The organism is Pseudomonas sp. B392_1p (genome assembly GCF_052245235.1).
Taxonomy (GTDB): domain Bacteria; phylum Pseudomonadota; class Gammaproteobacteria; order Pseudomonadales; family Pseudomonadaceae; genus Serpens; species Serpens gallinarum.
Window position 1 is genome coordinate 25,130 of the sequence record NZ_JBQPXM010000006.1, and the last position, 23,964, is coordinate 49,093.

Annotated in this window: 25 protein-coding genes and 1 pseudogene; 9 read left to right on the forward strand and 17 right to left on the reverse strand. The window is 59.9% G+C overall.

Going from position 1 to position 23,964, the window contains the following annotated elements:
* Positions 1 to 149: 149 nt before the first annotated feature.
* Positions 150 to 1,331 (forward strand): annotated as a pseudogene (locus ACTV8E_RS10200) (EAL domain-containing protein); the annotation flags it as partial.
* A gap of 94 nt (positions 1,332 to 1,425) precedes the next feature.
* On the opposite strand, the gene ACTV8E_RS10205 reads toward ACTV8E_RS10200, so the two are convergent.
* From ACTV8E_RS10205 to ACTV8E_RS10225, 5 genes are all read right to left on the reverse strand, one after another.
* Positions 1,426 to 1,899 (reverse strand): tetratricopeptide repeat protein, encoded by a 474-nt coding sequence (locus tag ACTV8E_RS10205; RefSeq protein ID WP_251837650.1) that lies wholly within the window; start codon positions 1,897 to 1,899, stop codon positions 1,426 to 1,428.
* Between the two features lie 3 nt (positions 1,900 to 1,902).
* Complete coding sequence (locus ACTV8E_RS10210; RefSeq protein ID WP_251837649.1) at positions 1,903 to 2,268, reverse strand: hypothetical protein; 366 nt, start codon at positions 2,266 to 2,268, stop codon at positions 1,903 to 1,905.
* Positions 2,265 to 2,591 carry a helix-turn-helix domain-containing protein gene (locus ACTV8E_RS10215; protein ID WP_251837648.1) on the reverse strand — a complete coding sequence of 109 codons (327 nt, stop codon included), beginning with the start codon at positions 2,589 to 2,591 and terminating at the stop codon, positions 2,265 to 2,267. Before ACTV8E_RS10215 ends, ACTV8E_RS10210 begins: the two co-directional genes overlap by 4 nt.
* Before the next feature lie 78 nt (positions 2,592 to 2,669).
* A complete protein-coding gene (locus ACTV8E_RS10220; RefSeq protein WP_443199444.1) occupies positions 2,670 to 3,122 on the reverse strand; it encodes a YkvA family protein in 453 nt (150 codons plus the stop codon).
* A 171-nt stretch (positions 3,123 to 3,293) separates the two neighbouring features.
* Entirely contained in the window at positions 3,294 to 4,007 is a 714-nt protein-coding gene (locus ACTV8E_RS10225) for an FKBP-type peptidyl-prolyl cis-trans isomerase (RefSeq protein WP_251837646.1), read from the reverse strand.
* A gap of 258 nt (positions 4,008 to 4,265) precedes the next feature.
* Between ACTV8E_RS10225 and ACTV8E_RS10230 the strand changes: the two genes are divergently transcribed.
* Together ACTV8E_RS10230 and ACTV8E_RS10235 are read left to right on the forward strand one after the other, a co-directional pair.
* Positions 4,266 to 4,949, forward strand: coding sequence for a Crp/Fnr family transcriptional regulator (locus ACTV8E_RS10230; protein ID WP_251837645.1), 684 nt, complete (start codon positions 4,266 to 4,268; stop codon positions 4,947 to 4,949).
* A 63-nt stretch (positions 4,950 to 5,012) separates the two neighbouring features.
* Positions 5,013 to 5,204, forward strand: coding sequence for a hypothetical protein (locus ACTV8E_RS10235; RefSeq protein ID WP_251837644.1), 192 nt, complete (start codon positions 5,013 to 5,015; stop codon positions 5,202 to 5,204).
* A gap of 210 nt (positions 5,205 to 5,414) precedes the next feature.
* Here the strand turns inward: ACTV8E_RS10235 and ACTV8E_RS10240 are convergent, their stop codons facing one another.
* The 3 genes from ACTV8E_RS10240 to ACTV8E_RS10250 all read right to left on the reverse strand — a co-directional run bounded on the left by ACTV8E_RS10240 (position 5,415) and on the right by ACTV8E_RS10250 (position 9,262).
* Positions 5,415 to 7,256, reverse strand: coding sequence for a nitric oxide reductase activation protein NorD (locus ACTV8E_RS10240; protein ID WP_443199445.1), 1,842 nt, complete (start codon positions 7,254 to 7,256; stop codon positions 5,415 to 5,417).
* A gap of 137 nt (positions 7,257 to 7,393) precedes the next feature.
* Positions 7,394 to 8,818, reverse strand: a complete 1,425-nt coding sequence (locus ACTV8E_RS10245) for a cbb3-type cytochrome c oxidase subunit I (protein ID WP_273534821.1) — start codon at positions 8,816 to 8,818, stop codon at positions 7,394 to 7,396.
* A gap of 3 nt (positions 8,819 to 8,821) precedes the next feature.
* A complete protein-coding gene (locus ACTV8E_RS10250; RefSeq protein WP_251837641.1) occupies positions 8,822 to 9,262 on the reverse strand; it encodes a c-type cytochrome in 441 nt (146 codons plus the stop codon).
* A 300-nt stretch (positions 9,263 to 9,562) separates the two neighbouring features.
* On the opposite strand from ACTV8E_RS10250, the gene ACTV8E_RS10255 reads away from it, so the two are divergent.
* Positions 9,563 to 11,392, forward strand: coding sequence for a long-chain-acyl-CoA synthetase (locus tag ACTV8E_RS10255; protein WP_443199446.1), 1,830 nt, complete (start codon positions 9,563 to 9,565; stop codon positions 11,390 to 11,392).
* 15 nt (positions 11,393 to 11,407) lie between these two features.
* Here the strand turns inward: ACTV8E_RS10255 and ACTV8E_RS10260 are convergent, their stop codons facing one another.
* From ACTV8E_RS10260 to ACTV8E_RS10275, 4 genes are all read right to left on the reverse strand, one after another.
* Positions 11,408 to 11,965, reverse strand: a complete 558-nt coding sequence (locus ACTV8E_RS10260; RefSeq protein ID WP_443199447.1) for a hypothetical protein — start codon at positions 11,963 to 11,965, stop codon at positions 11,408 to 11,410.
* On the reverse strand, positions 11,962 to 12,780 hold the full coding sequence (locus ACTV8E_RS10265; protein WP_443199448.1) for a substrate-binding periplasmic protein: 819 nt from the start codon (positions 12,778 to 12,780) through the stop codon (positions 11,962 to 11,964). The genes ACTV8E_RS10260 and ACTV8E_RS10265 overlap by 4 nt, the downstream gene beginning before the upstream one ends.
* Positions 12,781 to 12,898: 118 nt before the next feature.
* Positions 12,899 to 13,828 carry an electron transfer flavoprotein subunit alpha/FixB family protein gene (locus ACTV8E_RS10270; protein WP_273534817.1) on the reverse strand — a complete coding sequence of 310 codons (930 nt, stop codon included), beginning with the start codon at positions 13,826 to 13,828 and terminating at the stop codon, positions 12,899 to 12,901.
* Positions 13,828 to 14,577, reverse strand: a complete 750-nt coding sequence (locus tag ACTV8E_RS10275) for an electron transfer flavoprotein subunit beta/FixA family protein (protein ID WP_251837636.1) — start codon at positions 14,575 to 14,577, stop codon at positions 13,828 to 13,830. The genes ACTV8E_RS10270 and ACTV8E_RS10275 overlap by 1 nt, the downstream gene beginning before the upstream one ends.
* Positions 14,578 to 14,902: 325 nt before the next feature.
* On the opposite strand from ACTV8E_RS10275, the gene ACTV8E_RS10280 reads away from it, so the two are divergent.
* The 4 genes from ACTV8E_RS10280 (at position 14,903) to ACTV8E_RS10295 (ending at position 19,292) form a co-directional block, all read left to right on the forward strand.
* A complete protein-coding gene (locus ACTV8E_RS10280; RefSeq protein WP_443199449.1) occupies positions 14,903 to 16,567 on the forward strand; it encodes an electron transfer flavoprotein-ubiquinone oxidoreductase in 1,665 nt (554 codons plus the stop codon).
* 459 nt (positions 16,568 to 17,026) lie between these two features.
* Complete coding sequence (locus ACTV8E_RS10285; RefSeq protein ID WP_273535008.1) at positions 17,027 to 17,302, forward strand: PepSY domain-containing protein; 276 nt, start codon at positions 17,027 to 17,029, stop codon at positions 17,300 to 17,302.
* Complete coding sequence (locus tag ACTV8E_RS10290) at positions 17,302 to 17,970, forward strand: response regulator transcription factor (protein WP_443199450.1); 669 nt, start codon at positions 17,302 to 17,304, stop codon at positions 17,968 to 17,970. The genes ACTV8E_RS10285 and ACTV8E_RS10290 overlap by 1 nt, the downstream gene beginning before the upstream one ends.
* The gene (locus tag ACTV8E_RS10295; protein WP_443199451.1) at positions 17,967 to 19,292 is read left to right on the forward strand and encodes an ATP-binding protein; all 1,326 of its coding nucleotides are present in this window, start codon (positions 17,967 to 17,969) and stop codon (positions 19,290 to 19,292) included. The genes ACTV8E_RS10290 and ACTV8E_RS10295 overlap by 4 nt, the downstream gene beginning before the upstream one ends.
* 82 nt (positions 19,293 to 19,374) lie before the next feature.
* Here ACTV8E_RS10295 and ACTV8E_RS10300 read toward each other — a convergent pair whose 3' ends face one another.
* From ACTV8E_RS10300 to ACTV8E_RS10310, 3 genes are all read right to left on the reverse strand, one after another.
* A complete protein-coding gene (locus ACTV8E_RS10300) occupies positions 19,375 to 19,938 on the reverse strand; it encodes a DUF1285 domain-containing protein (RefSeq protein WP_251837631.1) in 564 nt (187 codons plus the stop codon).
* Between the two features lie 15 nt (positions 19,939 to 19,953).
* Complete coding sequence (locus tag ACTV8E_RS10305) at positions 19,954 to 20,553, reverse strand: DUF4823 domain-containing protein (RefSeq protein ID WP_251837630.1); 600 nt, start codon at positions 20,551 to 20,553, stop codon at positions 19,954 to 19,956.
* A gap of 120 nt (positions 20,554 to 20,673) precedes the next feature.
* A complete protein-coding gene (locus ACTV8E_RS10310) occupies positions 20,674 to 21,312 on the reverse strand; it encodes a TetR/AcrR family transcriptional regulator (protein ID WP_251837629.1) in 639 nt (212 codons plus the stop codon).
* 74 nt (positions 21,313 to 21,386) lie between these two features.
* Between ACTV8E_RS10310 and ACTV8E_RS10315 the strand changes: the two genes are divergently transcribed.
* Entirely contained in the window at positions 21,387 to 22,520 is a 1,134-nt protein-coding gene (locus ACTV8E_RS10315; RefSeq protein WP_443199452.1) for an aminotransferase class V-fold PLP-dependent enzyme, read from the forward strand.
* Between the two features lie 206 nt (positions 22,521 to 22,726).
* On the opposite strand, the gene ACTV8E_RS10320 is transcribed toward ACTV8E_RS10315, so the two are convergent.
* Positions 22,727 to 23,515: a TatD family hydrolase gene (locus ACTV8E_RS10320; RefSeq protein WP_443199453.1), complete on the reverse strand. Its 789-nt coding sequence runs from the start codon at positions 23,513 to 23,515 to the stop codon at positions 22,727 to 22,729.
* A 60-nt stretch (positions 23,516 to 23,575) separates the two neighbouring features.
* Positions 23,576 to 23,932: a PilZ domain-containing protein gene (locus ACTV8E_RS10325; RefSeq protein WP_251837626.1), complete on the reverse strand. Its 357-nt coding sequence runs from the start codon at positions 23,930 to 23,932 to the stop codon at positions 23,576 to 23,578.
* Positions 23,933 to 23,964 lie beyond the last annotated feature (32 nt).

Consider the following 23,964-nt stretch of genomic DNA (forward strand, 5'->3'; position numbering starts at 1 on the left):
TGCGCCCGCAGCGAGTGGCCTTGCAGCCAGCGACCCCAAACCAGCGTACTGCTCAAAGTTAGGTGGCGTCACAAAACTGTCACATGCATGTCGTGAAATGTCCGGGCCATCCAGCATGGCCTTTGCTTCTCTTTCACAGGCAATACACCATGACCGTCTCCGAGCAGTTGAGCGAGCTGGACAAAATCTTCGCTCACGGCGACCTGAACACACTGTTCCAGCCTATTCTCAGCCTCTCCGAGCAGCGCATCTACGGCTACGAGGCCCTGTCTCGGGGCCCTTCGACTAGCCCTTTGCATGCTCCATTGCCGTTGTTTTCGGCGGCCCGTCAATGCGGGCGGCTAGGCGAGCTGGAGCGCCTGTGCCGCAAGACCGCGTGCGAGCGCTTCTGCGCACTGAATCTGGACAGCCTGCTGTTTCTTAATGTATGTCCCGAATTGCTGCTCGAGCCTGATCACCAGCCCGGCCATACCGTGGAGATACTGGCTCGCCTGGGTCTGCCACCCGAACGTGTGGTGATCGAATTGACCGAGCAAATGCCCATCGCTGACGTCGGCCTGCTGCAGACGGCCCTACAGCATTACCGTGCCATGGGCTTTTCGATTGCTCTGGATGACCTGGGCGCTGGCTACTCGAGTCTGCGCATGTGGTCTGAGCTGCGCCCTGACTATGTGAAAATCGACCGCCACTTCATCGACGGTATCGATCGCGACCCGGTCAAACGTGAGTTCGTCGACTCCATACTGAGCATGGCACGAGCGTCACGCGCCAAAGTCATCGCCGAGGGTATCGAACGCAGCGAAGAATTGGCCACACTGATGGAGATGGGCGTTGACCTGCTGCAAGGCTACCTGCTCGGTCGTCCCCAGGAATGCCCGGAGTTCGACGTACAGCACTACCTGGTCACGCTGAATCGACAGCTCTTGGGCGGTGCTGACGATCTTTCGATGCTGTTGATCGACCAGCCTGCGGTGCGTGCCGATACCACGGTTCCCCAGGTGCAGGAACTGTTCAGCAGCCAACCTCGTCTCAGTTCCTTGGCAATACTCGACAACACGCAGCGGCCTGTCGGCATCGTGCACCGTCATGTTTTTTCTGAAGCCCTGCGTAAACCCTTCGCCACGGACCTGTTCGCCCGCAAGCCCATTAGCCGTCTGATGACTCTCGACTTCCTGGCCGTGGAACAGAGCTGTTCGCTGCAACAGGTCAGCCGCCTGCTCACGCACCGCGCCGAGCAACGCATCGAGGAAAATTTCATCATTACGCGAAATGGCGGCTACCTGGGCCTGGGCCGCACCATTGATGTGCTCGCCAGGATTACCGAGCAAAAAACCAGCAAGAACATTAAGACAGCGCCGGCCAGCGCCCACCAGCTCCTGTAACGCACGGGTGGGAGCATGCTACGGGCTGTTTACGGTGCGCTGTTTATAGCCCCAGCTCAGCGGCCCGGCGGCTGTAGCGCTCGGCCAAGTTGGCATCGGCATTCAGGCCATGCCCGCCCTGACGGTAAAGGTCGGCGAGTTTGCGCGCAGCCAATGGATGGCCCGCTTGCGCAGCCAGTGTCCACCAGCGGGCGGCTTCCTGGCCATCCGGCTCCTGCGTGGCGCTTCCAGCCAGACTGCTTACGCCAAGTTGATAGGCCGCCTTGCTGTCGCCGGCTTGAGCAGCTTGGCGCAGCAAGCGCAAACCTTCTTCCCGGGCGCCAAAACCTGTGCCACGAAACATCAGCAGATGGCCGTAAAAACTTTGTGCCGGGACATACCCCAGGTTCGCCATTCGGGAAAACTGCCCTTCCATCCAGCGCCAGGCCCGCGGCTGGGCGACCAACCAGCGCGAACGCACCAACTTGCGCGCCAGCCCGTAACCCAACCGTGCACGCAACCGCCACCACAACGCCATATATCAGGACTCCTGCGGATACTCGAACTCGAAAACCCTGGCCACTTCGGACGCATGCCAAGACGCGGCGGCGATACCGTCGATCGGGCCAGAGAACCTTCCCAGGCGCACCACACACTCAAAGAAACCCGGGCGTGGCAAGCGGCTGGCGCCCTGACTAATGACCAACGAGCTGCGCAAGGGTTGCTCGGAACGGGCATCCAGCGCTGCAAGATGCTCCAGCGCAGCCACCAGCGTTTGCATGGCAGGAGCCGGCAGTTGCAAACGCTCGATCAACGCCCGATACGTCAACAAGTGGCGCTGGCTTCGAGCGTAATTCAGTTCATCAAGCAATGCCTGCCAGTGTTGTCGGCTGATACGCACTTTCATGAGCTGGCCTCCCAGCCGGCCACGCCCAGCACTCGCGCCAGGGAGCGGCGAATCGCTGTGTCCGGCTCACGCACGCCGCGCTCAATCAACTCCAGGTAGGAAGGGCTGATGCCCACACTGCGCCCCAGCTCCTCCAGGCTCATGCCCTGCTTTTCGCGCAACTCGCTTAAACGGGAAAAAGGCACTGCGCTGCGCTGGTCCGCCTGTGGCTCTGCTGCCGCTAGAGGTGTATGACCCGCCGCTTGCAGCAGGGTTTGATAGTCCGCCCAAGGCAGCACGGCATATTCCGGCTCACCGTCACGGGTAATCACTTGTACGTTCATGCCTTAATCTCCTGGTTAAACAACCGCCATTCCATTAGCAGCCACATCCTAACAGGTGAGCCTGACCACGTCAGGCGCTCACATCGGGTCTCGGCCGGAACGGGCACGAATCTCATCTTCTTGCGGCAATCGTTCCAGCTGGCTACGGCGCGCGGCCGGCTGTCGTTCCCGCCACCGGCTAAAGGCCTCCAGCTCGTGATCCCAGGTGCGCATGATCCAGGCCAATACCGCAACGTCGTCCAACAGGCCTACGCCCAGAATAAAATCCGGAATCAGATCAATGGGTGACAAGAAGTAAGCCAGGCCCGCCACGGCAACCAGCAAGGCCTTGCCACTGATTGCCCGGTACTCGCCGCGCCACCAGGCCAGACACAGCGCTTGAAGCAACTGCAGATTGTCCTTGAAGGATTTACGCCCTCCGCGCTTGCCGCTTTTACGCGCGACCGCCAAAAGAAGCGCCGGTAAACGCTGGCGGGCCAAAATTCGCTCAGCCACCGGCAGAAAACGGGCGAAGCTGGGTGGCATTTTCATGGTCATCTCCTGGTCGTAACAGAGTCGCGCACAGCTCAGTTTATGCTGCGCGAACTGTATACATTCTTATTGAAGTTCAGACTCCTCTGATCGCCGCCAGGTTTCTTGTACAGCAAAACGACAACGCCCCGTATGAACGGGGCGTTGTCAAAGTGCGGTATGGCGGAACGCTTACTCGGCTTCGTTCTCGGCAGGCTCACCCTTGATGGCCAGCAGCTCCAGATCAAAGACCAATACCGAACTCGGCGGAATCATCGGGCTCGGGCTCTGCTCGCCGTAGGCCAGCTCGCTGGGAATATACAGCTTGAACTTTTCACCCACGTGCATCAGTTGCAGGCCTTCAACCCAACCCGGAATCACGCCACCAACGGGCAGGTCAATGGGGCTGCCGCGCTCGATCGAGCTGTCGAACACGCTGCCATCGGTCAGACGACCTTCGTAGTGGACGGTCACGATATCGTCGACCTTGGGTTGCGCACCTTCGGCTTTCTTGACGATTTCGTATTGCAAGCCGCTAGCAGTCGTGATCACGCCTTCGCGCTTGCCATTTTCTTCCAGGAATTTCTTGCCAGCCTCGGCATTCTCACCCTGCATGGCGAGCAGGCGCTCTTCGGCGCGCTCCTGCAGGGAGGCGAAGGCCTCCATCAGCTCTTCGTCCTTGATGCGCTGCTCTTTCTTGCCAATGGCGTCTTCGATACCCAATGCAACGGCTTTGGAATCCAGATCGTCCATGCCTTCCTGAGCCAGGCTTTTGCCCATGTTCAGGCCAATGCCGTAGGAGGCTTTCTGTGCCGGAGTTTCCAGCTCGACGCTGGTTTGCGAGTCACAACCCGCCAAAACCAGGCCCACCAGAGCCATGGACGCCGCCAACCGATGTTGTCTCATGCTGTTTCCTTAAGTTCGTGCGCCTTGCGGGCAAGCGATAAAGCGGCGAGCTTAACAGCCCACCCTAAAAACTGGCTACCGCGATAGGACTGGCAAAACCTCGACAAGGTTCAGAAGTTGAACAGTAACCGGCCGACGAGCCTGTGACATATTGCCACTATGCTTGCCTGATAGTGATGAAACGCAACCCCGCCCTGTGACCGCACCGCTTCGTCTGCGTTAAGCTTGCGCTGTCACTCTAGCCAGGGAACTGCCTACATGGTGCTCCATCGCGTACATAACCAGATTCTTCGCAGTCATCACCTGTTCGAACCTCTCAGCGATGAACAGCTCGATGAGTTGATGGGCACCAGCCAACTGCTGAATCTCGACAAGGGCGATACGCTGTTCCATCAAGGCGAGACTGCCCATTCGTTTTATTTCGTGATTTCCGGCGCGGTGAAAATTTATCGTTTGACTCCGGACGGTCAGGAAAAGGTCTTTGAGGTGATCGGCAACCGCCAGACGTTCGCCGAGGCGATGATGCTGATGGACACCCCTAACTACGTGGCCTCGGCCCAGGCTGTGGGCCCGACCCAGGTGTATCGTTTTTCCAACAATACCTACATGCACTTGCTGGAGAACAACAACCGCCTGGCGTTTGCGCTGCTCGGCAAGCTGTCGGTACGCTTGCATCAACGCATCAATGAAATCGAGACGCTGTCGCTGAAGAACGCCACGCACCGTGTGGTGCGCTACCTGATGACCCAGCAATCGCGGATGCCCAAAGGCGACAACGGCTTCGAGTTACCGATGGCCAAGCAATTGATCGCGGGGCATCTGTCGATTCAGCCGGAAACCTTTTCGCGCATCATGCGCCGCCTGATCGACGAAGCCGTGATCAGTCAGGAAGGCCGCAAAATCACCATTCTCGACAGTCAGCGCCTCGAACAGTTCGAATGAATTGATCGGTATCAAGCAGAAAACCGCGGCTGATATGCCACGCTGCAAGCAGGAGGACGAACCATGCCCAACTGCTTGTACTGCCAGCAAGACAATCCAACCGGCGCAGATGAATGCGAGAATTGCGGCATGCCGCTGCCCGCCCTCGCAGACCTGGCACCAGAGCGCCGTCAGCGCCGCTTCCTGTGGTTCTGTATCGGACTCACCGCATTTTGTGTGGTGATGTTCTTCTGGTTGCCACGCTCGATTCATTGATTCATCGAGCCGTTGCGATCAGCCCGCCATTCAAGCGAGGCTGTGCGCTCATAATCCCCCAACTGACGTGACGTCCCTATTCGCGGCTCGGCTTGGGCCGAAGCGTTAACCCCACCTCTAATCAACAGTCATCCGCGCCCCACGAGCCGTTGGCGAGACTGGAAGCTCGCCAACGGTGCGTAGTGATTTACGCGCAGTGCGCTGCGCCTTTCACGGCTGAGTCAGTTGCTTGTACAGCTGCGGCAGGCGGAACGGCAATTGCTGCGGTTCCTTGATCAAGGTAAAGCCGTTGGCGCCGAACATATAAGGCAGGTAATCGCCAGCCTCCTGATCGATGGTGATGCAGAACGGCAGCAACCCTGCTCGGCGAGCTTCCAACACCGCCTGGCGCGTGTCTTCCACGCCATAGCGGCCTTCGTAGAGATCCAAGTCATTGGGCTTGCCATCGGTGACCAGCAGCAGCAATTTGCGACGCTGCTTGCATTCGCTGAGCAGCTGGGTGGCCTGGCGAATAGCCGCGCCCATGCGCGTGTAATAGCCAGGGCGCAAGGCCTGGATACGACCGCGAGTCGTATCGTCGTAGCGCTGCTTGAAGCTTTTCAATTCCTGCATGCGCACCTGCTGACGGCGCAGCGAGGAGAAACCATAGAGCGCAAACTGATCCCCCACCGCCGACAGCGATTCGCCGAACAACAAGAGACTGTCGATAATCACGTCGATCACCTTGTGCTCGTTATCCAGGTGGGCGTCGGTGGACATCGACAGGTCAGCCAGCAGCAGGCTGGCCAGATCACGACGGTTTTGGCGCATTTCCATGAACAGCCCGCGCTCGGCGCACTGTCCGTGTTGTCGCTCGACGTGGAAATCCAGCCAGGCCTGCATGTCCAGCTCCGCACCCTGGGGTTGCTGGCGCAACCATTGGCGGTCATTGCGCAGGTGTTCGAACTGTCGGCGCAGTCGGCGTGCCAAGGGCGCCAGCTTGGCTGGCAGTGGCGCAGGCTCGGAGCCGCGTGGCAGCATCATCTGCAGGTTGACGTAATCCTTTTGCAGCGACTGTTTGCGGTAGTCCCACTCCGGCAGCTTGAGGCCTTCACCCAGCGGGATATCGTCGACGTCGGCCGGGGGCAGATCAAGGTGCAGCTTGAGGCCACCGCCCTTGCGCATGCGCTGGCGCGACAAGGCTAGCTCGTCAAGATCTTCGGCGACCCGACCGGCATCCATGTCTTCGCTGTCGTCGCCGCAGCGGTCCAGGTCCACATGCTCCGACCAGCTGAACAGGTTCTCAAGACGGAACAACAACAGCCCGCCTTTACCGGTATTTTCCTCGACGCGCGTGGCGCGCTTGCGCAGCTTTTTCTGATCCCCGGACGGCGCCAGCAGACTGCCTTCGTCTTCTTCGCCGAGATCGGCGGCCTGGGGCTCGCCCAGATTTTCTGCCGGATAGAGCCACAGTGGCAGCGGCCAGGGGGCATGTTCGCTGCGCGGCCATTGCGTGACACTGCCAGGCTCACGTAGCGCCTGGCACAGCGCCCGCTCCAGCGCGGCCTCGTCTTTGGGCAGCTGCTCGGGATCGGGACGCAACCGCAGGTGTGCCTCAACCAGCCGCTGATAACGCGTGCGCATGGCCGGATAGCGCTCCAGCAAGGCCTGCGTCCAGCGCTGATTGTCGTGCGCCCAGTGGCGCATCGGGCCGGACTGTGCCGCAAGCAGTGCCAGCCAGCGATAAAGTTCCTGGTTCAGTCGCGACTCGGGATACACCGCCAAACTTGAGGGCAGTCGCAGATTGTTGGCATCGCACCACGCCACCGGCAGTTGCTTGCAGGTTCCGGCCACTTGTTGCAGCAGGCTACGCCGCAACATCAGCTCACGGGCGCTGGCGGCCTCGACGCCCACTCCGCTGGCGCCGCCCAGCGCGCGAAACAGGACCGCCAACGGACGCTGCATATCACTCAGTTCGACGCACGCCTCGGGAAAATCCGGGCTGGCCCGTCGGGTGATAAAGCGGTGCCAGACACCTCCCACCCACTCTTCAACTTCGACGCTAAAGGCCATGCCGGTTTCCTCTGTCTATCGCCCGGCTCCGTATCGAGCCTGGCGCATGAATAATCGTGGATGGAGTTGCCTCCATCGTTTGAAACAACAACGGCCCGCTATTCCAGCCGGGCCGTCTTTGACTCACCGCAGGTAGTTCACGCGGTAGCGTTGGCAGCTGCGCTTACCGTCACTTCGCCACGCTGGCGGAAGCTCAGGAAGTAGCAGATCAGCCCGATACCAAAGCCCACACCGGCTACCAGGCGCAGCCAGAAGAACACGGCCAGTTGATCCATGGTGTTCATGAACGACATGGCGGCGCCATCGGCAGGCAGGCGTTGCAGCCAGATCTGCACCACACCGGCGGCGGTGAGCAGCAGGGTGATCAGCAACATGGAGATGGTCATCAGCCAGAAGCCCCACAGTTCCACAGTCTGGGCACGCGGGCTCGGCGCCTCACCGAGGCCACGCAGGCGCGGCATGGCGTAGGAGATCATGGTCATGATGATCATCGCGTAGGCGCCGTAGAACGCCAGGTGGCCGTGGGCCGCGGTGAGCTGGGTGCCGTGGGTGTAGTAGTTCACCGGCGCCAGGGTGTGCATGAAGCCCCACACACCAGCCCCCAGGAAGGCAGTCACCGTGGTGCCCATTGCCCAGACGGCAGCGGCACGGTTCGGGTGTTCGCGACGGCGGCGGTTCACCATGTTGAAGGCGAACAGCACCATGGCGAAGAACGGCAGCGGTTCCAGGGCCGAGAAGATCGAGCCCAACCACAGCCAGACGCCTGGCGCACCAATCCAGAAGTAGTGGTGACCGGTACCGATGATGCCAGTGATCAGGGCCATGGCGATGATCACGTAGAGCCATTTCTCGATGACTTCACGGTCCACGCCGGTGATCTTGATCAGCACGAAGGCCAGCATCGAACCCATGATCAGTTCCCACACGCCTTCCACCCACAGATGCACCACCCACCACCAGTAGAACTTGTCGCGGGTAAGGTTTTCCGGGTTGAAGAAGGAGAACAGGAACATGACTGCCAGGCCAATCAAGCCCGTCATCATGACCATGCTGATGGCGGTCTTGCGCCCTTTGAGCAGGGTCATGCCGATGTTGTAAAGGAAGCCCAGGGCAACCACCACGATACCGATCTTGGTGATCGTCGGCTGCTCGAGGAATTCCCGGCCCATGGTCGGCAGCAACTCGTTGCCGGTCATCTTGGCCAGGCCCGCATACGGCACGAACAGGTAGCCCAGGATGGTCAACACGCCGGCGGTCGCGAACACCCAGAACAGGAGAATGGCCAGTTTCGGGCTATGCAGCTCGCGGTCGGCCTCTTCCGGAATCAGGTAATACGCAGCGCCCATGAAACCGAACAGCATCCACACGATCAGCAGGTTGGTGTGCACCATCCGCGCCACGTTGAAGGGGATCGCCGGGAACAGGAAGTCACCGACGACGTACTGCATGGCCATGATCAGCCCGAAGATGATTTGCCCGGCAAACAGCATCAGGGCAAACACGAAGTACGGCTTGGCCACCGCCTGCGAGGCGAATTTCAGATGGGGATTCATAATGCTCATCCCTTAGCCCTCTATGTTTGGTGGCCAATTGAAGTTGTCGATCTTCGAAGTCCACTTGAGGAACTCCGCCATATCGTCAACTTCTTGCTCGGTCAGGTTGAATTGCGGCATTGCGCGACGGCCCGGCACGCCCAGCGGCTGGGCTTTCATCCAGGCATGCAGGAAAGGCTTGAACGCCTCCTCGCCACCACGGCGCTTGTACACGTTGGCCAGTTCCGGCGCGAAGTACGCGCCTTCGCCGAGAATCGTGTGGCAACCAATGCAGTTGTTTTGCTCCCAGACCAGCTTGCCGCGCACCACTGCCTCGGTCATTTCCGATTCGTTGGTTCGCTCCGGTATGTGTTTTTCGGTGTGAAAGGTCAGGGCCAGGAATACCAGGATGAAGAAAACACTTCCTCCAAAGTAGATATTCCGGGCCATGCCTTTTGTGAAGGTCTCTGACATGGACGCCTCCTATGGCTTGGCGTGGCCATTCTAAGAAGCGCCCCCCGTCAAACCGCTTGATGGCAATCAAGAAAGCCTGAACGCAGCGCTGGGATATTGCGACATCGGGCCGCAGCCGCAAAAGACGGCTGAATTGTGTCCCTCGCTGCTTCGGTCCGAGGCTCGCCTCAGTGAACCGTGACACCCCTCACATTTGCCCAATTGACTGACACGGCGTGCGGAGCAGTCATAGCCCGAGAGCGGCAGCCGAATTAGGCTGCGCCTACTCTATCCGCCGATAACAACAACTCAGGCGCGCACATGTCCGAAACCGATCTGATCTCCCCCGCCCGTTTCCTTGGGCAATTGCCCCAGCACCTTCCCAATATGCCGCGCCTGCTGCGCGGCCTGTATTACACGCGCATTACCAATCGCGATAAAAAACTGTCTCTGGCCTGGGCGCTGGAACTCTGCACCGAACGGTTCCCCACACGCCCGGCCGTCATGGATGACCAGCGCACCCTCAACTACGCCGAGTTCAATGCCTGGGCCAACCGCCTGGCCCGTGCACTGCAACGCGATGGCGTCAGGCATGGCAGCACGGTCGCGGTAATGTTGGAAAATCGCCTGGAAATACTCGCCGTACTGGCCGCCCTGGCCAAACTTGGCGCCATTGGCGCGCTGCTCAACACCACCCAGCGGGGCAATGTTCTCTCCCACAGCCTGAACCTGGTCGAGCCCAGCCACTGCGTGGTGGGCGAGGAGCTGACTGACGCCTTCCGCGAAGTCCGCAGCGGCGTGCCGAGCATCAGCGCCGAGCATTGCCACTGGCTGGCAGACAGTGACACCTTGCGCGCGCCTGGCGAAGCTCCGCAAGGCTGGCAGAATCTCGCACTGCTGGCTCGGCAAGAGGCCGATGGCAATCTTGCCGACAGCGGCCAGGTGCGCATGAAGGATGCCTGTTTCTTTATCTACACATCAGGCACCACCGGCTTGCCCAAAGCCTCGATCATGAGCCATGGCAAATGGATCAAGGCCTACGGCGGCTTTGGCCATTCCGGTCTGGGATTAACTGAACAGGATGTGCTTTACCTGACCCTGCCGTGTTACCACAACAACGCGGTCACCGTGTGCTGGAGCGCGGCCTTGGCCGGTGGCGCCGCCATCGCGCTGCGCCGCAAATTTTCCGCGCGCGCCTTCTGGAAGGATGTGCAGTTTTTCAAGGCCACCTGCTTTGGTTACATTGGCGAGCTGTGCCGCTACCTGCTCAACCAGCCGCCCTGCCCGGAGGAGCGCAACAACACCCTGACCTGCATGATCGGCAACGGTTTACGCCCTTCGATCTGGAACGAATTCAAAGAGCGCTTCGGTATCCGGCGTATTACCGAGTTCTATGCCTCCAGCGAAGGCAACATCGGCTTTACCAATGTCTTCAATTTCGACAACACCGTAGGTTTCACCCCGGCCACCTATGCCATCGTCCGTTACGACCTGGACAAGGATGCTCCCCTGCGTGACGGCAAGGGATTCATGCTCAAGGCAGATAAAGGCGAACCCGGGCTGCTGCTCAGTGAAATCAGCAAGAAATGGCCCTTCGACGGCTATACCGACCCGGCCAAAAGCGAAGCGGCGATCTTTCGCAACGTCTTCAAGAAAGGCGATGCCTGGTTCAACACCGGCGATCTGATGCGTGATATCGGCTGCAAGCACGCGCAGTTCGTCGACCGGCTCGGCGATACGTTTCGCTGGCATGGCGAGAACGTATCGACTACCGAGGTAGAAAATGTCCTGGCTGCGTTTCCGGGGATTGAAGAAGCGGTGGTGTATGGCGTGGAAGTACCCGGCGCCGAGGGCCGTTGCGGCATGGCCGCCTTGCGGCTGAATGCAGGCCAACCGCTGGATTGCACAGGCCTTGCAAGCCACCTGCAAGAAAAGCTGCCTTCCTACGCCATCCCGCTGTTCGTGCGTCTACTCGATGAAGTGGAAACCACCGGCACCTTCAAATACAAGAAAACCGATCTCAAGCGCCAGGCCTATGACCCCGCCCACGTGGAAGGACCGGTGTATGTGCTGCTACCGGGCAGTGAGTCCTACGAAATTTTACAAGCGGATGTGTACCAGGCGATTCAGCAAGGCAGGCAGCGTGTCTGATCAATGCACAATTGATCAATGGACAATTGAAATGCTGACTTCAGCGCCTTCGATGTCCTCGAGGTCTTCGAATGCCTCTCCGGTTATCAATCGGCCCCCAAAGCGCAGCTGACTGGGCTCAGGCTCGCCAAACAGTGGCGGTAGAAATGTTGGCACCACTACTGGTTCCACCAAGGTCCAGGGCTCTACCGGCAAGCTCAGGTCCAGTGTGGATCCCGGACGAAGGGCCGGTTCGACGGGTGCTCGAGTCAGCCATTCGGGCAGCGGCAAAATACGAAACATCGCCTCGCACAGGCTCGACAACGACAGTCGCGCTGCGGCTGGTCGTGCCGGCGGTTCCAGGTTATCAGACTGCATGTAATCAGCCTTGACTGAACCGGCAGAACCCATCAGCAACAGGGTAAAAAAGGCGAAGCGGTGGAGGCGGTTCATCGGTGCTCTCATTGACAATGTTTCGTCGTTGAGAGCAAAAGGCAGTTTTTGTGCCAGGCCGAGCAAGAAATCACGAACTGGATCACATCCCAGGAATTTCACTTCCCTTGCAACCACGCGATAAAAGATGACAGCTATCACTGACTGACATCGGCAGCCTTCTGAAGCTGCTGATCAGCCCAACGCTGGGAATTGTCCGAGAGCAAACGCACCGCGGTGCCTTGTGCAGTCAACTGCGTCAATTTTTTTGCCAATTGACCGCGCAGCCACGCCTCGTTGCAAACCGACGCATGGGAGAGCGCCAGGTACAGACCAACGGTGTCGGCGGCAGGCGCGAGTACTTCCAGCTTATCGGTCAAGCCCAGGCGCACTGCCTCTGCCTGGCCGCGATAGCGCTCATAAAGCAGAAAATCAGCTTGCTCTTCGAGTAGCCTGCTCCAGGCCAGCGATAACTCAGGGACCGTATCCAGCTGCAATTCGTCTTGCACAAAACGCTCAAAAGGCGGACTGAGCGCTTCCTCCAGACGAATTCCCTGGCGACCCCGCAGATCGTCCCGATCCAGATAGCCAAAGTGCTGCCCCTTTGCTACCCAGACCACACTGGGTGCCTCATGCAACGGCGGGTGGATGAAGTCCATGCGCTCCAGCAGAGGCACGCTCAAGCGGGTGTTTATCAGTAGATCGACCCGCCCACTGATGACTTCCTGCTCCGCCTGCTGGGCAGTCGCGCTGGCGAGGATGTCAACTTTCAGCCCCAGCTCATCCGCCAACAGCTGCACCAGCTCTGCACTGGCCCCGATCAATCGCTCAGGATTGTCAGGATCCTGCCACAGATAAGGAGGCTGGCCCGCTACGCCAGTCGCCACAATACGCTCGCAAGAGCCCATACCCAGCGCCCAGCCAGGCACCAACGCCAGGCAAATTGCGCCGAGCCATACGGATAAATGTGTTGGCATGACTGTCTCGCCCACTCAAGAAGAACAAACCGCACCGGAGCTTAACATTGCCGGACAAGGCTTTTTCGACCGCCACAAAAAAACCCGCACTAGGCGGGTTTTTTGTGATTACAGCGAATCAGACCAGCTTTTCCAGCTCCGGAACGATCTCGAACAGATCGCCAACCAGGCCATAGTCGGCCACCTGGAAGATCGGTGCTTCTTCATCCTTGTTGATCGCCACGATCACCTTGGAGTCCTTCATGCCCGCCAGGTGCTGAATGGCACCGGAGATACCCACGGCGATGTACAGCTGCGGCGCGACGATCTTGCCGGTCTGGCCGACCTGCATGTCGTTGGGTACGAAGCCTGCGTCCACCGCAGCGCGGGAAGCACCGACAGCGGCACCCAGCTTGTCGGCCAGGCTGTAGAGCAACTGGAAGTTGTCGCCGTTCTGCATGCCACGCCCGCCGGAGACGACGACCTTGGCAGCGGTCAGTTCCGGACGGTCGGACTTGGCCAGTTCTTCGCCGACGAATACCGACTTGCCCGCATCGCCTGCGCCCGAGACCTGCTCGATTGCGGCGGAACCACCTTCAGCCGCAACCGGATCGAAGCCGGTGGCACGCACGGTGATCACCTTGACGGCGGCCGAGGACTGCACAGTGGCAATGGCGTTGCCGGCGTAGATCGGGCGCTGGAAGGTGTCGGCGCTTTCCACTGCGATGATTTCGGAAATCTGATCGACGTCCAGCAGGGCGGCCACGCGCGGCAGGTAGTTCTTGCCGTTGGTGGTGGCCGCGGCCAGCACGTGGCTGTAGCCCTTGCCCAGCTCGGCGATCAGCGGGGCGACGTTTTCCGGCAGTTGATTGGCGTAGGCGGCATCGTCGGCCACCAGCACCTTGCTGACGCCGGCGACCTTGGCTGCTGCGTCGGCCACACCCGCCACGTTCTGGCCAGCGACCAGCACGTGAATGTCGCCACCGATCTTGGCGGCAGCGGCCACGGTATTCAGGGTGGCAGCCGCCAGGGCTGCGTTGTTGTGCTCAGCGATAACCAGGATAGCCATTAGATAACCTTCGCCTCGTTCTTCAGTTTCTCGACCAGTTCAGCCACGGACTTGACCTTGATGCCGGCGCTGCGTGCAGCCGGCGCTTCAACCTTCAGGGTCTTCACGGTGGAAGCGGTAGATACGCCCAGGGCGTCCGGAGTCAGGGTCTCCAGCGGCTTCTTCTTGGCCTTCATGATGTTCGGCAGCGACGCGTAGCGCGGCTCGTTCAGACGCAGGTCGGTGGTGATAATGGCCGGCAGGCTCAACTCGACGGTTTGTGCACCCCCATCGATTTCACGCTCGACCTTGACCTTGTCGCCAGATACTTCGACCTTGGAGGCAAAGGTGCCCTGCGCGTAACCGGTCAATGCGGCAAGCATCTGGCCGGTCTGGTTGTTGTCGCTGTCGATGGCCTGCTTGCCAAGGATGACCAGTTGCGGCTGCTCCTTGTCGACAATCGCCTTGAACAGCTTGGCTACGGCCAGCGAGTTCAGTTCATCAGCGGACTCGACCAGGATGGCACGGTCGGCGCCCAGCGCCAGTGCGGTACGCAGTTGTTCCTGGGCAGCGGTCGGCCCTACGGAAACGGCAACAATTTCGCTAACGACGCCTTTTTCTTTCAGACGTACGGCCTCTTCCACGGCAATTTCGCAGAAGGGGTTCATGGACATCTTGACGTTGGCGAGATCGACGCCGGAGTTGTCCGCCTTGACGCGAACCTTGACGTTGTAGTCGACCACTCGTTTGACAGCTACAAGAACCTTCATGGATTCCTCGTTATCTCCGGTGAAAAGAATATCGCCAGGCGGCCTGGCGAGTGATGCATGTCGGCCGGAACCGACTGTCGAACCATACGGCGACCGCAAACCGCCCGTATCTTGACCGCAACACCCAATCCGGTCAATACGCGAAACGAGCGCATGGAAGGCCGCTAACGTCGATTCTATCAGGGCTTGACGAAATTCAAACAAACGTTTGTATTGGAGCCATCGAAGGGTCTGGATATAATGCGCCAACCCTGGACCGGAACTGACCGGTTCCCCTTATAAAAGCTCACAGAATACCGAAAGAGCCTAGAAGCAGGAGAACGTTGTGGAACGCGAATACATGGAATTCGACGTCGTCATCGTCGGCGCCGGCCCCGCGGGCCTGTCCGCCGCTTGCCGACTGAAACAGAAGGCCGCCGAAGCTGGTCAAGAGATCAGCGTTTGCGTGGTCGAAAAGGGTTCCGAAGTCGGCGCCCACATTCTCTCCGGCGCTGTCTTCGAGCCGCGTGCGCTGAACGAACTGTTCCCGGACTGGAAGGAACTCGGCGCCCCGCTGAACACTCCCGTCGTTCGCGACGACATTTATATGCTGAGAAGCGCCACCAGCGCCAGCAAACTGCCCAATCTTTTTGTGCCGAAGACCATGCACAACGAGGGCAACTACATCATTTCCCTGGGCAATCTGTGCCGCTGGCTGGCTCAGCAGGCCGAGAACCTGGGCGTTGAGATCTACCCGGGCTTCGCCGCCCAGGAAGCATTGATCGACGAAAACGGCGTGGTGCGCGGGATCATCACCGGCGACTTGGGCGTGGACCGTGAAGGCAATCCTAAGGACGGCATGTACACCCCCGGCATGGAACTGCGTGCCAAGTACACACTGTTCGCCGAAGGCTGCCGCGGTCATATCGGCAAACAGCTGACCAAGCGCTATAACCTGGACTCGGAAGCCGACGCCCAGCACTACGGCATCGGCATCAAGGAAATCTGGGACATCGATCCGGCCAAACACCAGCAAGGTCTGGTGGTCCATACCGCCGGCTGGCCGCTGGATATCGTCGGCAGCGAAAACACGGGCGGCTCCTTCCTTTATCACTTGGAAAACAACCAGGTGGTGGTCGGCCTGATCGTCGATCTGTCTTACTCCAACCCGCACCTGTCGCCGTTTGACGAGTTCCAGCGCTACAAGCATCACCCAGTGATCGCTCAGTACCTGGAAGGTGGCAAGCGCGTGTCCTACGGCGCCCGCGCCATCTGCAAGGGCGGCCTGAACTCGCTGCCGAAGATGGTGTTCGACGGCGGCGCGCTGATCGGCTGCGACCTGGGCACGCTGAACTTCGCCAAAATCAAAGGCAGCCACACCGCCATGAAATCCGGCATGCTGGCCGCGGATGCGATTGCCGAAGCCCTGGCCGCCGGGCGCGAAGGCGGCGACAAGCTCGACAATTATGTCGAGGCCTTCAAGGCCAGCTGGCTGTACGACGAACTGTTCCGCAGCCGCAACTTCGGCCCGGCGATTCACAAATACGGCACGCTGCTGGGCGGCGCCTTCAACTACGTGGACCAGAACTGGTTCGGCGGCAAGATCCCCTTCACTCTGCGTGACACCACACCGGATTACGCCACCCTGAAGCCGGCTGCCGAGAGCCAGAAGATTGCCTACCCGAAACCGGACGGCAAGCTGAGCTTCGACAAACTGTCCTCGGTGTTCCTCTCCAACACCAACCACGAGGAAGACCAGCCGATTCACCTGAAGCTGAGCGACCCGAGCATCCCGATCGAGCAGAACCTGCCGAAATACGACGAACCTGCGCAACGCTATTGCCCGGCCGGCGTTTATGAAGTGGTCAGCAACGACGATGGCAGCAAGCGCTTCCAGATCAACGCGCAGAACTGCGTGCACTGCAAGACCTGCGACATCAAGGACCCGGCGCAGAACATCACCTGGGTAGCACCCGAGGGCGCAGGCGGCCCGAACTACCCCAACATGTGATGTAGCGGCATACCGCAATAAAAAACAGGGCGCTTTCCAGTGGAAAGCGCCCTGTTTCGTTTGTGCCGCTGAGTGCGTTCAGCGGGCACGGCTGCTCGCTGTCATACAAGCCGGCACGCGGGAACATGCTTTGGGTAATGCCCATCCATTTCCTCAGGCTGGCAATACAAGTATGGGCGCTGTTGGTGATGCCGTTGATCCAGCTGCCTGTAGCGGCCTTTGGAACCGTTGTTACCCGGCCGATCCCATGTGCGCTACTCATGTTGGTTCGATTTCAGCTTTGCTTAAGTCCAGTGCGGTAACGTGCAGCCTCGGCCACGGTTTTTTTCAAACAGATACCTGACCAAAATGAAAATCTGCCCACCTAGGCAATATCCCGCCCCGCGCTCGCACTGCCGAGGCCAACTACCCCCGGCCTCCGCAAAACGGCGTCGGAACGCCAGGACTCTTTACGCTGTACTGTGCGCCTTGCTATTTAGCTGTACAGCCACGGCGCGAGACATTCATCAGAATGAGGCCCTACGGCTGCGCGAGTCCGGCCAGATTCTTCCTTTGGAGCAACTTCTGGATCCGGTTTTGCGGCGTTACCCGGGCGCCCGCCTACTGGACATCGAACTGGAAGAGAAAAAAAACACTCTGGTATATGAAGTCGAGCTCGTAACGACCCAAGGCGTCGTGCGCGAACTGAAAATAAATGCGCGCGATGGCCAGATACTGGAAGACGAGGAAGACTGATGCGGCTTTTGCTGGTCGAAGACCACGTTCCACTGGCGGACGAATTGCTGGCCGGCCTGACCCGCCAAGGTTATGCCGTCGATTGGCTGGCCGACGGTCGCGATGCGGCCTATCAGGGCCTGTCCGAACCCTATGATCTGATCATTCTTGACCTTGGGCTGCCGGGCCGCCCCGGCCTGGAGGTCTTGCGCGAATGGCGCACTCAGGGACTGAGCACACCGGTGCTGATTCTCACCGCCCGGGATTCCTGGGCGGAGCGCATCGAGGGGCTCAAGGCGGGGGCCGATGACTATCTGGGCAAACCCTTTCATCCCGACGAACTGTTTCTACGTCTGCAGGCCTTGCTGCGCCGTGCCCATGGTAAGGACAACAGCCCTCAACTGGAGGTCGCCGGTCTGCAGCTCGACGAGTCGCGACAATGCGTCAGCGCGCGGGGCAAGGTCATTGAACTCACCGCTGCCGAGTTCCGCCTGTTGCGCTATTTCATGCTCAAGCCAGACAGCCTGCTCTCCAAATCACACCTCAGCGAGCATCTCTACGATGGAGAAAACGAGCCGGACTCAAATGTGATCGAAGTGCATGTCAATCACCTGCGCCGCAAGCTGGGCAAGAACATCATCGAGACGCGCCGCGGGCAAGGCTATCGCTTCGTCGGGCTGAGCGGATGAAATCCATCCAGCGCCGCCTGGGTCTGGGACTGTTCGGCATCTTGCTGGTGGTGGGCGTGATCACCGCGCAGAGCAGCCTCTGGCTGTTCGATCTTGGCCTGCGTCGTTACCTGCAAGGCAATTTGCGCGAAGAAGCGGAGATTCTGCTGTCAGCAGTGAATCGTGGTGCCAATGGCCCGCAACTCAACGAACAGCGCCTGTCACCCCGCTACCAGCGGCCGTGGTCCGGCAGTTACTTTCGCATCGACCTGGGCGACCAACTCTGGCGCTCACGCTCGGCATGGGATTATTCCCTCGAAAAGCCATCCACCGCCGGGCTCAACCCAGCCCTGGTCAAGGGCCCCGAAGGCCAACAACTGCTGATCTACCGCGCCGACTTCCAGCGTTTTGGTCAACCTGTGAGCATCAGCGTGGCGCAGGATTACACGCCGATCCTTCAAGCCTCGCTACGTGCCCAGGGGCTTATCGTCGCGCTGGGCTGCGGTGCCTTGCTGCTGATTTTGCTCCTGCAGCGCCTGAACATTCGCCGCGCGCTGCGTCCACTCGAAGACGCCCGCCAGCAAGTCCAGCAATTGCAACAAGGACAACGCGCGCGCCTGGAGCAATCGGCTCCCCAGGAACTGGAGCCGCTGGTTACTCAGATCAATCGCCTGCTGGAGCACACCGAAAACAGCCTGAAGCGTTCGCGCGATGCGCTGGGCAATCTCGGTCACGCCTTGAAAACGCCTTTGGCCGTTCTGCTCAGCCTGGCGTCACGCTCGGAACTGGATGCCCACCCACAGCTACGCGCCCAGCTGCAGGATCAACTGGAGCAGATCCAGCAACGGCTGGTCCGCGAGTTGAACCGCGCGCGGCTGGCCCGGGATGTCCTGCCCGCTGCGCATTTCGATTGCGCTGCCGAATTACCCCCCTTGCTGGCCACCTTGCGCGTGCTGCATCCGCACGTGAGCGACCTCAGCTATGACGCACCGCCAGGCCTGCGCCTGCGCTGGGAGCGTGAGGACGTCCTGGAGGTGCTCGGTAACCTGCTGGATAACGCCTGTAAATGGGCCACAAACCAAGTGAGCCTGGCCATTCGCCAGGAACCGGCTGAACTGTTGATCACCCTCGATGATGACGGCCCCGGGATTCCCGAGACGGAGCGTGAGCGATTATTCAGCCGCGGCGCTCGGCTGGATGAACAAATGCCGGGACATGGCCTGGGGCTGGCTATCGTGCGCGACACTCTCGAGGCCTGGCAGGGTCACTTGACGTTTCAGGACAGCCCGCTGGGCGGCTTGCGGGTAGTGCTGCGCCTGCCGTCACCGAAGGGCGATGCGTAGCGAGCACATTCGCCGTCGTCACCGCCTCGCAATTAGTCTCGCCGCGCTCAACACCTATGGAGGCGCTGCCGGCGCGAGCCGGTCAAACCGGGCCGATGGGGAAGAACACACCGCTGCTCCACACACCCAGCCAGCGGCGACCGTCGAGCTCATGCTCAACCGCCAGGTCCACCAGCTGATAGAACACATTGCGGTGAATCAGCGCGTGCAGATTGGTCCGCACATGCAGATAGGGAGACGGCTCGCCGGTCTGCTCATTCAGGTCGACCCGCATGGCATGCTCGGGACCGGCCACCACTTCGTCGTCGACGTTGGTGGTGAAGCGCAGGATCTGCTGTTCGCCTGAACCTTCTACCAGCAGCGTCACGGCCACGAAAGGCGCGTCATCGACCTGGATGCCGACCTTCTCCACTGGCGTCACCAGGAAGTAATCGTCACCATCGCGGCGAATGATGGTGGAGAACAAGCGGACCATCGGCTTACGGCCAATGGGCGTCCCCTGGTAAAACCAGGTGCCATCCCGCGCGATGCGCATATCGAGGTCGCCACAGAACGGTGGATTCCACAGGTGAACGGGTGGCAAACCCTTTTGCTCGCCCGCCGGTAACTGGGCAAGCAGATCAGTGGCCTTTCCGCTCTTGTGCATCAATACGTTCCTCTCTCAGTTCAACCCCAGAAGATTGCGCGCATACTGGCGCAGCGGCGCCCCGAGCAGCTCCTCCGGCGTGGTGCCATACATCGTCAAGAGCCCACCCCGAGGACGGATGCGCACGGTATCGACCAGATATCCCGTGGCAGTTTCCAGCAGCATCAACTGCACCACACCGCTGTCGACTCCCAGACGGCTCAGGGATTCCTGATCCTCCCACTCGCCCACCGTACCAATACGGTCATCCGCGGCCGCCAGTCGGCCATACAGCAGGTAATGCGCCCCACTGTTCATGGCCTGCACGCGCGCCTGCTGCAAGCCGATCGGCGCGTCGGCATGGCGCACCAGCGGGAAATATTCGACAAAGCCGCGGTAGGCCTCTTCAGCCACCGCATTGGCCCGCTGGCGTTCTGGCGACGGCATGAACGGGCTTTGGGCAATATAGATGAAGGAGTCGGCTTGCAGGCGCCGGGAGCTGGCACGCTGTGTCTCGCTATGGTCCAGCAGCCCGACGTCGCCCAGGTGATAACGAGCGCTACCCGCCATATCACTGACCTTCATGCAGCCACTCAGTGCCATTGCCAGCACCGACATCATGACCCACCTATGCATACTCGACTCTCCACTGCCGGCGCCGGAAAACCGGCAAAAAAGGGCACGATGCAGCTTCCGCGCCATGCCCAGCAGGAATGTTGTCGAGCGGACAGCGCGTAAAGAATGACGGTAAGGTCGTTAACTGGCCGGCGATTCCGGGTCGCGCTTGCGCTTGTTGCCCATGCGCACGCCGATATCCATGAGAAATTGGAAGAAGCCTTCCTGGTCTTCCAGAACGTTGCTCCAGAACGGCGAGTGATACAGCGCCACAGCGCCATGCACCAGCGCCCAGGCCGCACAGAAGTGAAAGTACGGCGGCACATCTTCCAGCTTGCCTTCGGTGATGCGCCCTTTGATCAGCAGCGTCAGGCGCTCGAAGTTCGAGGCGCGAATCGCGTGCAACTGCTCGATCATATCGGGTAGCTGATGGCCTTTAACCACCTTTTCTTCCAGGCGATCAAATAGCCGGTAGCGTTGCGGGTCGCGCATGCGAAACTCGAAATAGGCTCGCGACAGGGCTTCGCGGTCCCGATCGACGTTGTCCGACATCAGCAACTCGTTGAGATCGCGCTCGTAGTCGAGCATCAGACGCAGGTAGATCTCGGCCTTGGATTTGAAGTGCTTGTAGATGGTGCCCTTACCAATACCCACGGCATCGGCGATCATTTCCACGGTGACACTGTCCTCGCCCTGTTCGAGAAACAGCTTGAGGGCTGTATCAAGAATTTCCTGTTCACGGCGACGAAATTCACGGACCTTGCGGGGTTCTTTCTGCATAAAAGGACTGGATAAGCTCTATTTGAAGCGGGCTATTATGCCTGACACGCAGCAAATTGTATGGAGCAACCCTCATGCTTGATCTGCAAGAAGAATTTCCCCAACCCGACGGGCTGCGTTATTTGAACCATGCCGCCGTCGCACCCTGGCCCAAACGCGCCGCCTTGGCCGTGCAGGCGTTCGCCCAACAGAACTGTCAGCTCGGTGCCCGGGACTATCCCGACTGGCTGCAAGTCGAAACGCGTCTGCGTGAGCGCCTGCAGCGTTTGCTCAATGCGCCCAGCCGAAATGACATCGCCCTGGTGAAGAACACCTCGGAAGGTTTGTCTTTCGTGGCCTTCGGCCTCGATTGGCGGCCGGGCGATCAGGTGGTAATCAGCGACGAAGAGTTTCCTTCCAACCGTGTGGTCTGGCAGGCACTGGCTTCTCAAGGTGTGGAGGTTATTCAGGTCAGCCTTGACTGCCCGGACCCGGAAGCCGCCCTGCTCGCAGCCTGCGGACCGCGCACCCGCTTGCTATCGATCAGCTCGGTGCAATATGCCAGCGGACTTCACTTGGACCTGCCGCGCCTTGGCCAGGGCTGCGACAGCCGTGGCGTGCTGCTGTGCGTGGATGCCATTCAGCAATTGGGCGCCTTACCCTTCGATGTGCAAGCCAGCCACTGCGCCTTCGCCATGGCCGATGGCCATAAATGGCTGATGGGCCCGGAAGGCTTGGGCGTCTTCTATTGCCGTAGCGATTTGCGCGACCAGTTGAAGCTGCATGAATATGGCTGGCACATGCTCGAGCACCCCAGCGATTATCTGCGCCAGGACTGGCAACCGGCACGCAGCGCGCGGCGTTTCGAATGCGGTAGCCCGAACATGCTCGGCGCCATGGCACTGGAGGCCAGTCTGTCATTGTTGGAAGAGGTTGGTATGGTCAACGTGAGCCATGCCCTGAACGACCGGATAACTCATCTGCAGGAAGGCCTGCTGCGTATCTCAGGAATTACGCTCCACAGCCCGCGTAATCCGCAGCGCCGTGCCGGCATTGTGAATTTCACCCTGGCAGGGCATCAACAGGCGGAGCTGTTCAAAAGGCTGACCGCCGAGCAGGTCGTGTGTGCCCAACGAGGTGCAGGCATCCGCTTGTCGCCTCATTTCTACACCGCTGATCGGGTTCTCGACGAAACCCTAACGCTGCTAAGCCAGCTGGCAGACGGGTAAGGTCTTAGAAGCAGAAGATCTATTCCAAAAACTTTTAAAAAACAGCCGGTGTAAATCAGCAAGGCAGGCAGTACTGGCCATACTTGCCCTCACCACTGTGGCATTTCCCCCCAAATGTCTCAGCGGTTGAAGGTACTTTGGAATGCGTGCCTTTTTTGTTTTACTCCTAATGGTCTTGACCCGGTTTCCCCCGAAACCGGGTTTTTTTATGGACGCTTGACACGCGCCAAGGGAAACAGGCGCTGAAAATTTTCGCTGGTCTGTTCCGCCAGGGTGTCGTAAGCAACGCCGCGCAGCTGCGCGAGGAACTCCGCCACGTCACGCACATATTCCGGCAGGTTGGGTTTGCCGCGATGGGGAATAGGTGCCAGATAGGGCGAGTCGGTTTCTACCAGCAGCCGGTCGGCCGGCACGCGACGGGCCACATCCCGTAGCACGTCGGCATTACGGAAGGTAACGATCCCCGAGAGCGAAATATAAAAGCCGAGATCCAGGGCCGCCCGGGCCATGTCCCAATCTTCGGTGAAGCAATGCAATACACCCGCCTGTGGCAGGGCAGCCTCGCGCAGCAGCTCAAGGGTATCGGCGCGGGCTTCTCGGGTATGCACGATGACCGGCTTGCCGGTCATGCGCGCAGCGTCCAGGTGCAGTCGGAAAGAGGCCTGCTGCACCTCGGCGCTCTCCGGCTGGTAGTGATAGTCCAGCCCGGTTTCCCCGATCGCCACCACATGGGGATGCTCCAGCTCGCCCAGCAGCCAATCCAGCGTGGGCTGCGCCCCGGCTTGCAGATCCAGTGGATGCACACCCACGGAGCAGTCGACATCGGCATAGCGCTCCGCCAGAGATTTTACCGTGGCGGCATTGTCGGCACTGATACCAATGCACAGAAAATGACCGACACCCCGCGCCCGCGCCGCATCCAGCGCAGCATCGAGGGAACCCTCATGGGCCGTCAGGTCCAGACGATCGAGATGACAGTGGGAATCTACCAGCATGGGAAAACGCTACTCGACGAGACACAAAGGACGCGCATTGTAGCGAAAGCGATGGGTGCCTTACATCGTATGCGTCGGCCGGTCCGACTTCAGCGCGCCGGCCAGGTAGGTCTCGATCTTGTTGCGCGCGGTGTTGTCGCCTTCGTTGAACTGCACTCCGACACCCGCCGCGCGGTTGCCCTGGGCACCCTTGGGCGTGATCCATACCACCTTGCCCGCCACCGGCAGTTTTTCCGGCTCGTCCATCAGGCTCAGCAGCATGAACACCTCATCGCCCACCTGATAGGTCTTGCTGGTGGGGATGAACAAGCCACCATTTTTGATAAAAGGCATATAGGCGGCGTACAAGACGGATTTGTCCTTGATGGTCAGGGACAGAATGCCGTTACGCGCCCCCAGATTCGGCGGCATGCTCATGACGACTCCTAGCGAGCGAATGGGTGGCCGAT

Bases quoted from the DNA above. Each gene is read 5' to 3' on its own strand.
- ACTV8E_RS10220 (WP_443199444.1), bottom strand. From the start codon at position 3,122: ATGAAAATGCCACCCAGCTTCGCCCGTTTTCTGCCGGTGGCTGAGCGA.
- ACTV8E_RS10235 (WP_251837644.1), top strand. From the start codon at position 5,013: ATGCCCAACTGCTTGTACTGCCAGCAAGACAATCCAACCGGCGCAGAT.
- ACTV8E_RS10205 (WP_251837650.1), bottom strand. From the start codon at position 1,899: ATGGCGTTGTGGTGGCGGTTGCGTGCACGGTTGGGTTACGGGCTGGCG.
- ACTV8E_RS10275 (WP_251837636.1), bottom strand. From the start codon at position 14,577: ATGAAGGTTCTTGTAGCTGTCAAACGAGTGGTCGACTACAACGTCAAG.
- ACTV8E_RS10315 (WP_443199452.1), top strand. From the start codon at position 21,387: ATGCTTGATCTGCAAGAAGAATTTCCCCAACCCGACGGGCTGCGTTAT.
- ACTV8E_RS10265 (WP_443199448.1), bottom strand. From the start codon at position 12,780: ATGCCAACACATTTATCCGTATGGCTCGGCGCAATTTGCCTGGCGTTG.
- ACTV8E_RS10240 (WP_443199445.1), bottom strand. From the start codon at position 7,256: ATGGCCTTTAGCGTCGAAGTTGAAGAGTGGGTGGGAGGTGTCTGGCAC.
- ACTV8E_RS10300 (WP_251837631.1), bottom strand. From the start codon at position 19,938: ATGCACAAGAGCGGAAAGGCCACTGATCTGCTTGCCCAGTTACCGGCG.
- ACTV8E_RS10270 (WP_273534817.1), bottom strand. From the start codon at position 13,828: ATGGCTATCCTGGTTATCGCTGAGCACAACAACGCAGCCCTGGCGGCT.
- ACTV8E_RS10295 (WP_443199451.1), top strand. From the start codon at position 17,967: ATGAAATCCATCCAGCGCCGCCTGGGTCTGGGACTGTTCGGCATCTTG.
- ACTV8E_RS10250 (WP_251837641.1), bottom strand. From the start codon at position 9,262: ATGTCAGAGACCTTCACAAAAGGCATGGCCCGGAATATCTACTTTGGA.
- ACTV8E_RS10210 (WP_251837649.1), bottom strand. From the start codon at position 2,268: ATGAAAGTGCGTATCAGCCGACAACACTGGCAGGCATTGCTTGATGAA.
- ACTV8E_RS10320 (WP_443199453.1), bottom strand. From the start codon at position 23,515: ATGCTGGTAGATTCCCACTGTCATCTCGATCGTCTGGACCTGACGGCC.
- ACTV8E_RS10245 (WP_273534821.1), bottom strand. From the start codon at position 8,818: ATGAGCATTATGAATCCCCATCTGAAATTCGCCTCGCAGGCGGTGGCC.
- ACTV8E_RS10290 (WP_443199450.1), top strand. From the start codon at position 17,302: ATGCGGCTTTTGCTGGTCGAAGACCACGTTCCACTGGCGGACGAATTG.
- ACTV8E_RS10225 (WP_251837646.1), bottom strand. From the start codon at position 4,007: ATGAGACAACATCGGTTGGCGGCGTCCATGGCTCTGGTGGGCCTGGTT.
- ACTV8E_RS10310 (WP_251837629.1), bottom strand. From the start codon at position 21,312: ATGCAGAAAGAACCCCGCAAGGTCCGTGAATTTCGTCGCCGTGAACAG.
- ACTV8E_RS10230 (WP_251837645.1), top strand. From the start codon at position 4,266: ATGGTGCTCCATCGCGTACATAACCAGATTCTTCGCAGTCATCACCTG.
- ACTV8E_RS10255 (WP_443199446.1), top strand. From the start codon at position 9,563: ATGTCCGAAACCGATCTGATCTCCCCCGCCCGTTTCCTTGGGCAATTG.
- ACTV8E_RS10305 (WP_251837630.1), bottom strand. From the start codon at position 20,553: ATGCATAGGTGGGTCATGATGTCGGTGCTGGCAATGGCACTGAGTGGC.
- ACTV8E_RS10215 (WP_251837648.1), bottom strand. From the start codon at position 2,591: ATGAACGTACAAGTGATTACCCGTGACGGTGAGCCGGAATATGCCGTG.
- ACTV8E_RS10325 (WP_251837626.1), bottom strand. From the start codon at position 23,932: ATGAGCATGCCGCCGAATCTGGGGGCGCGTAACGGCATTCTGTCCCTG.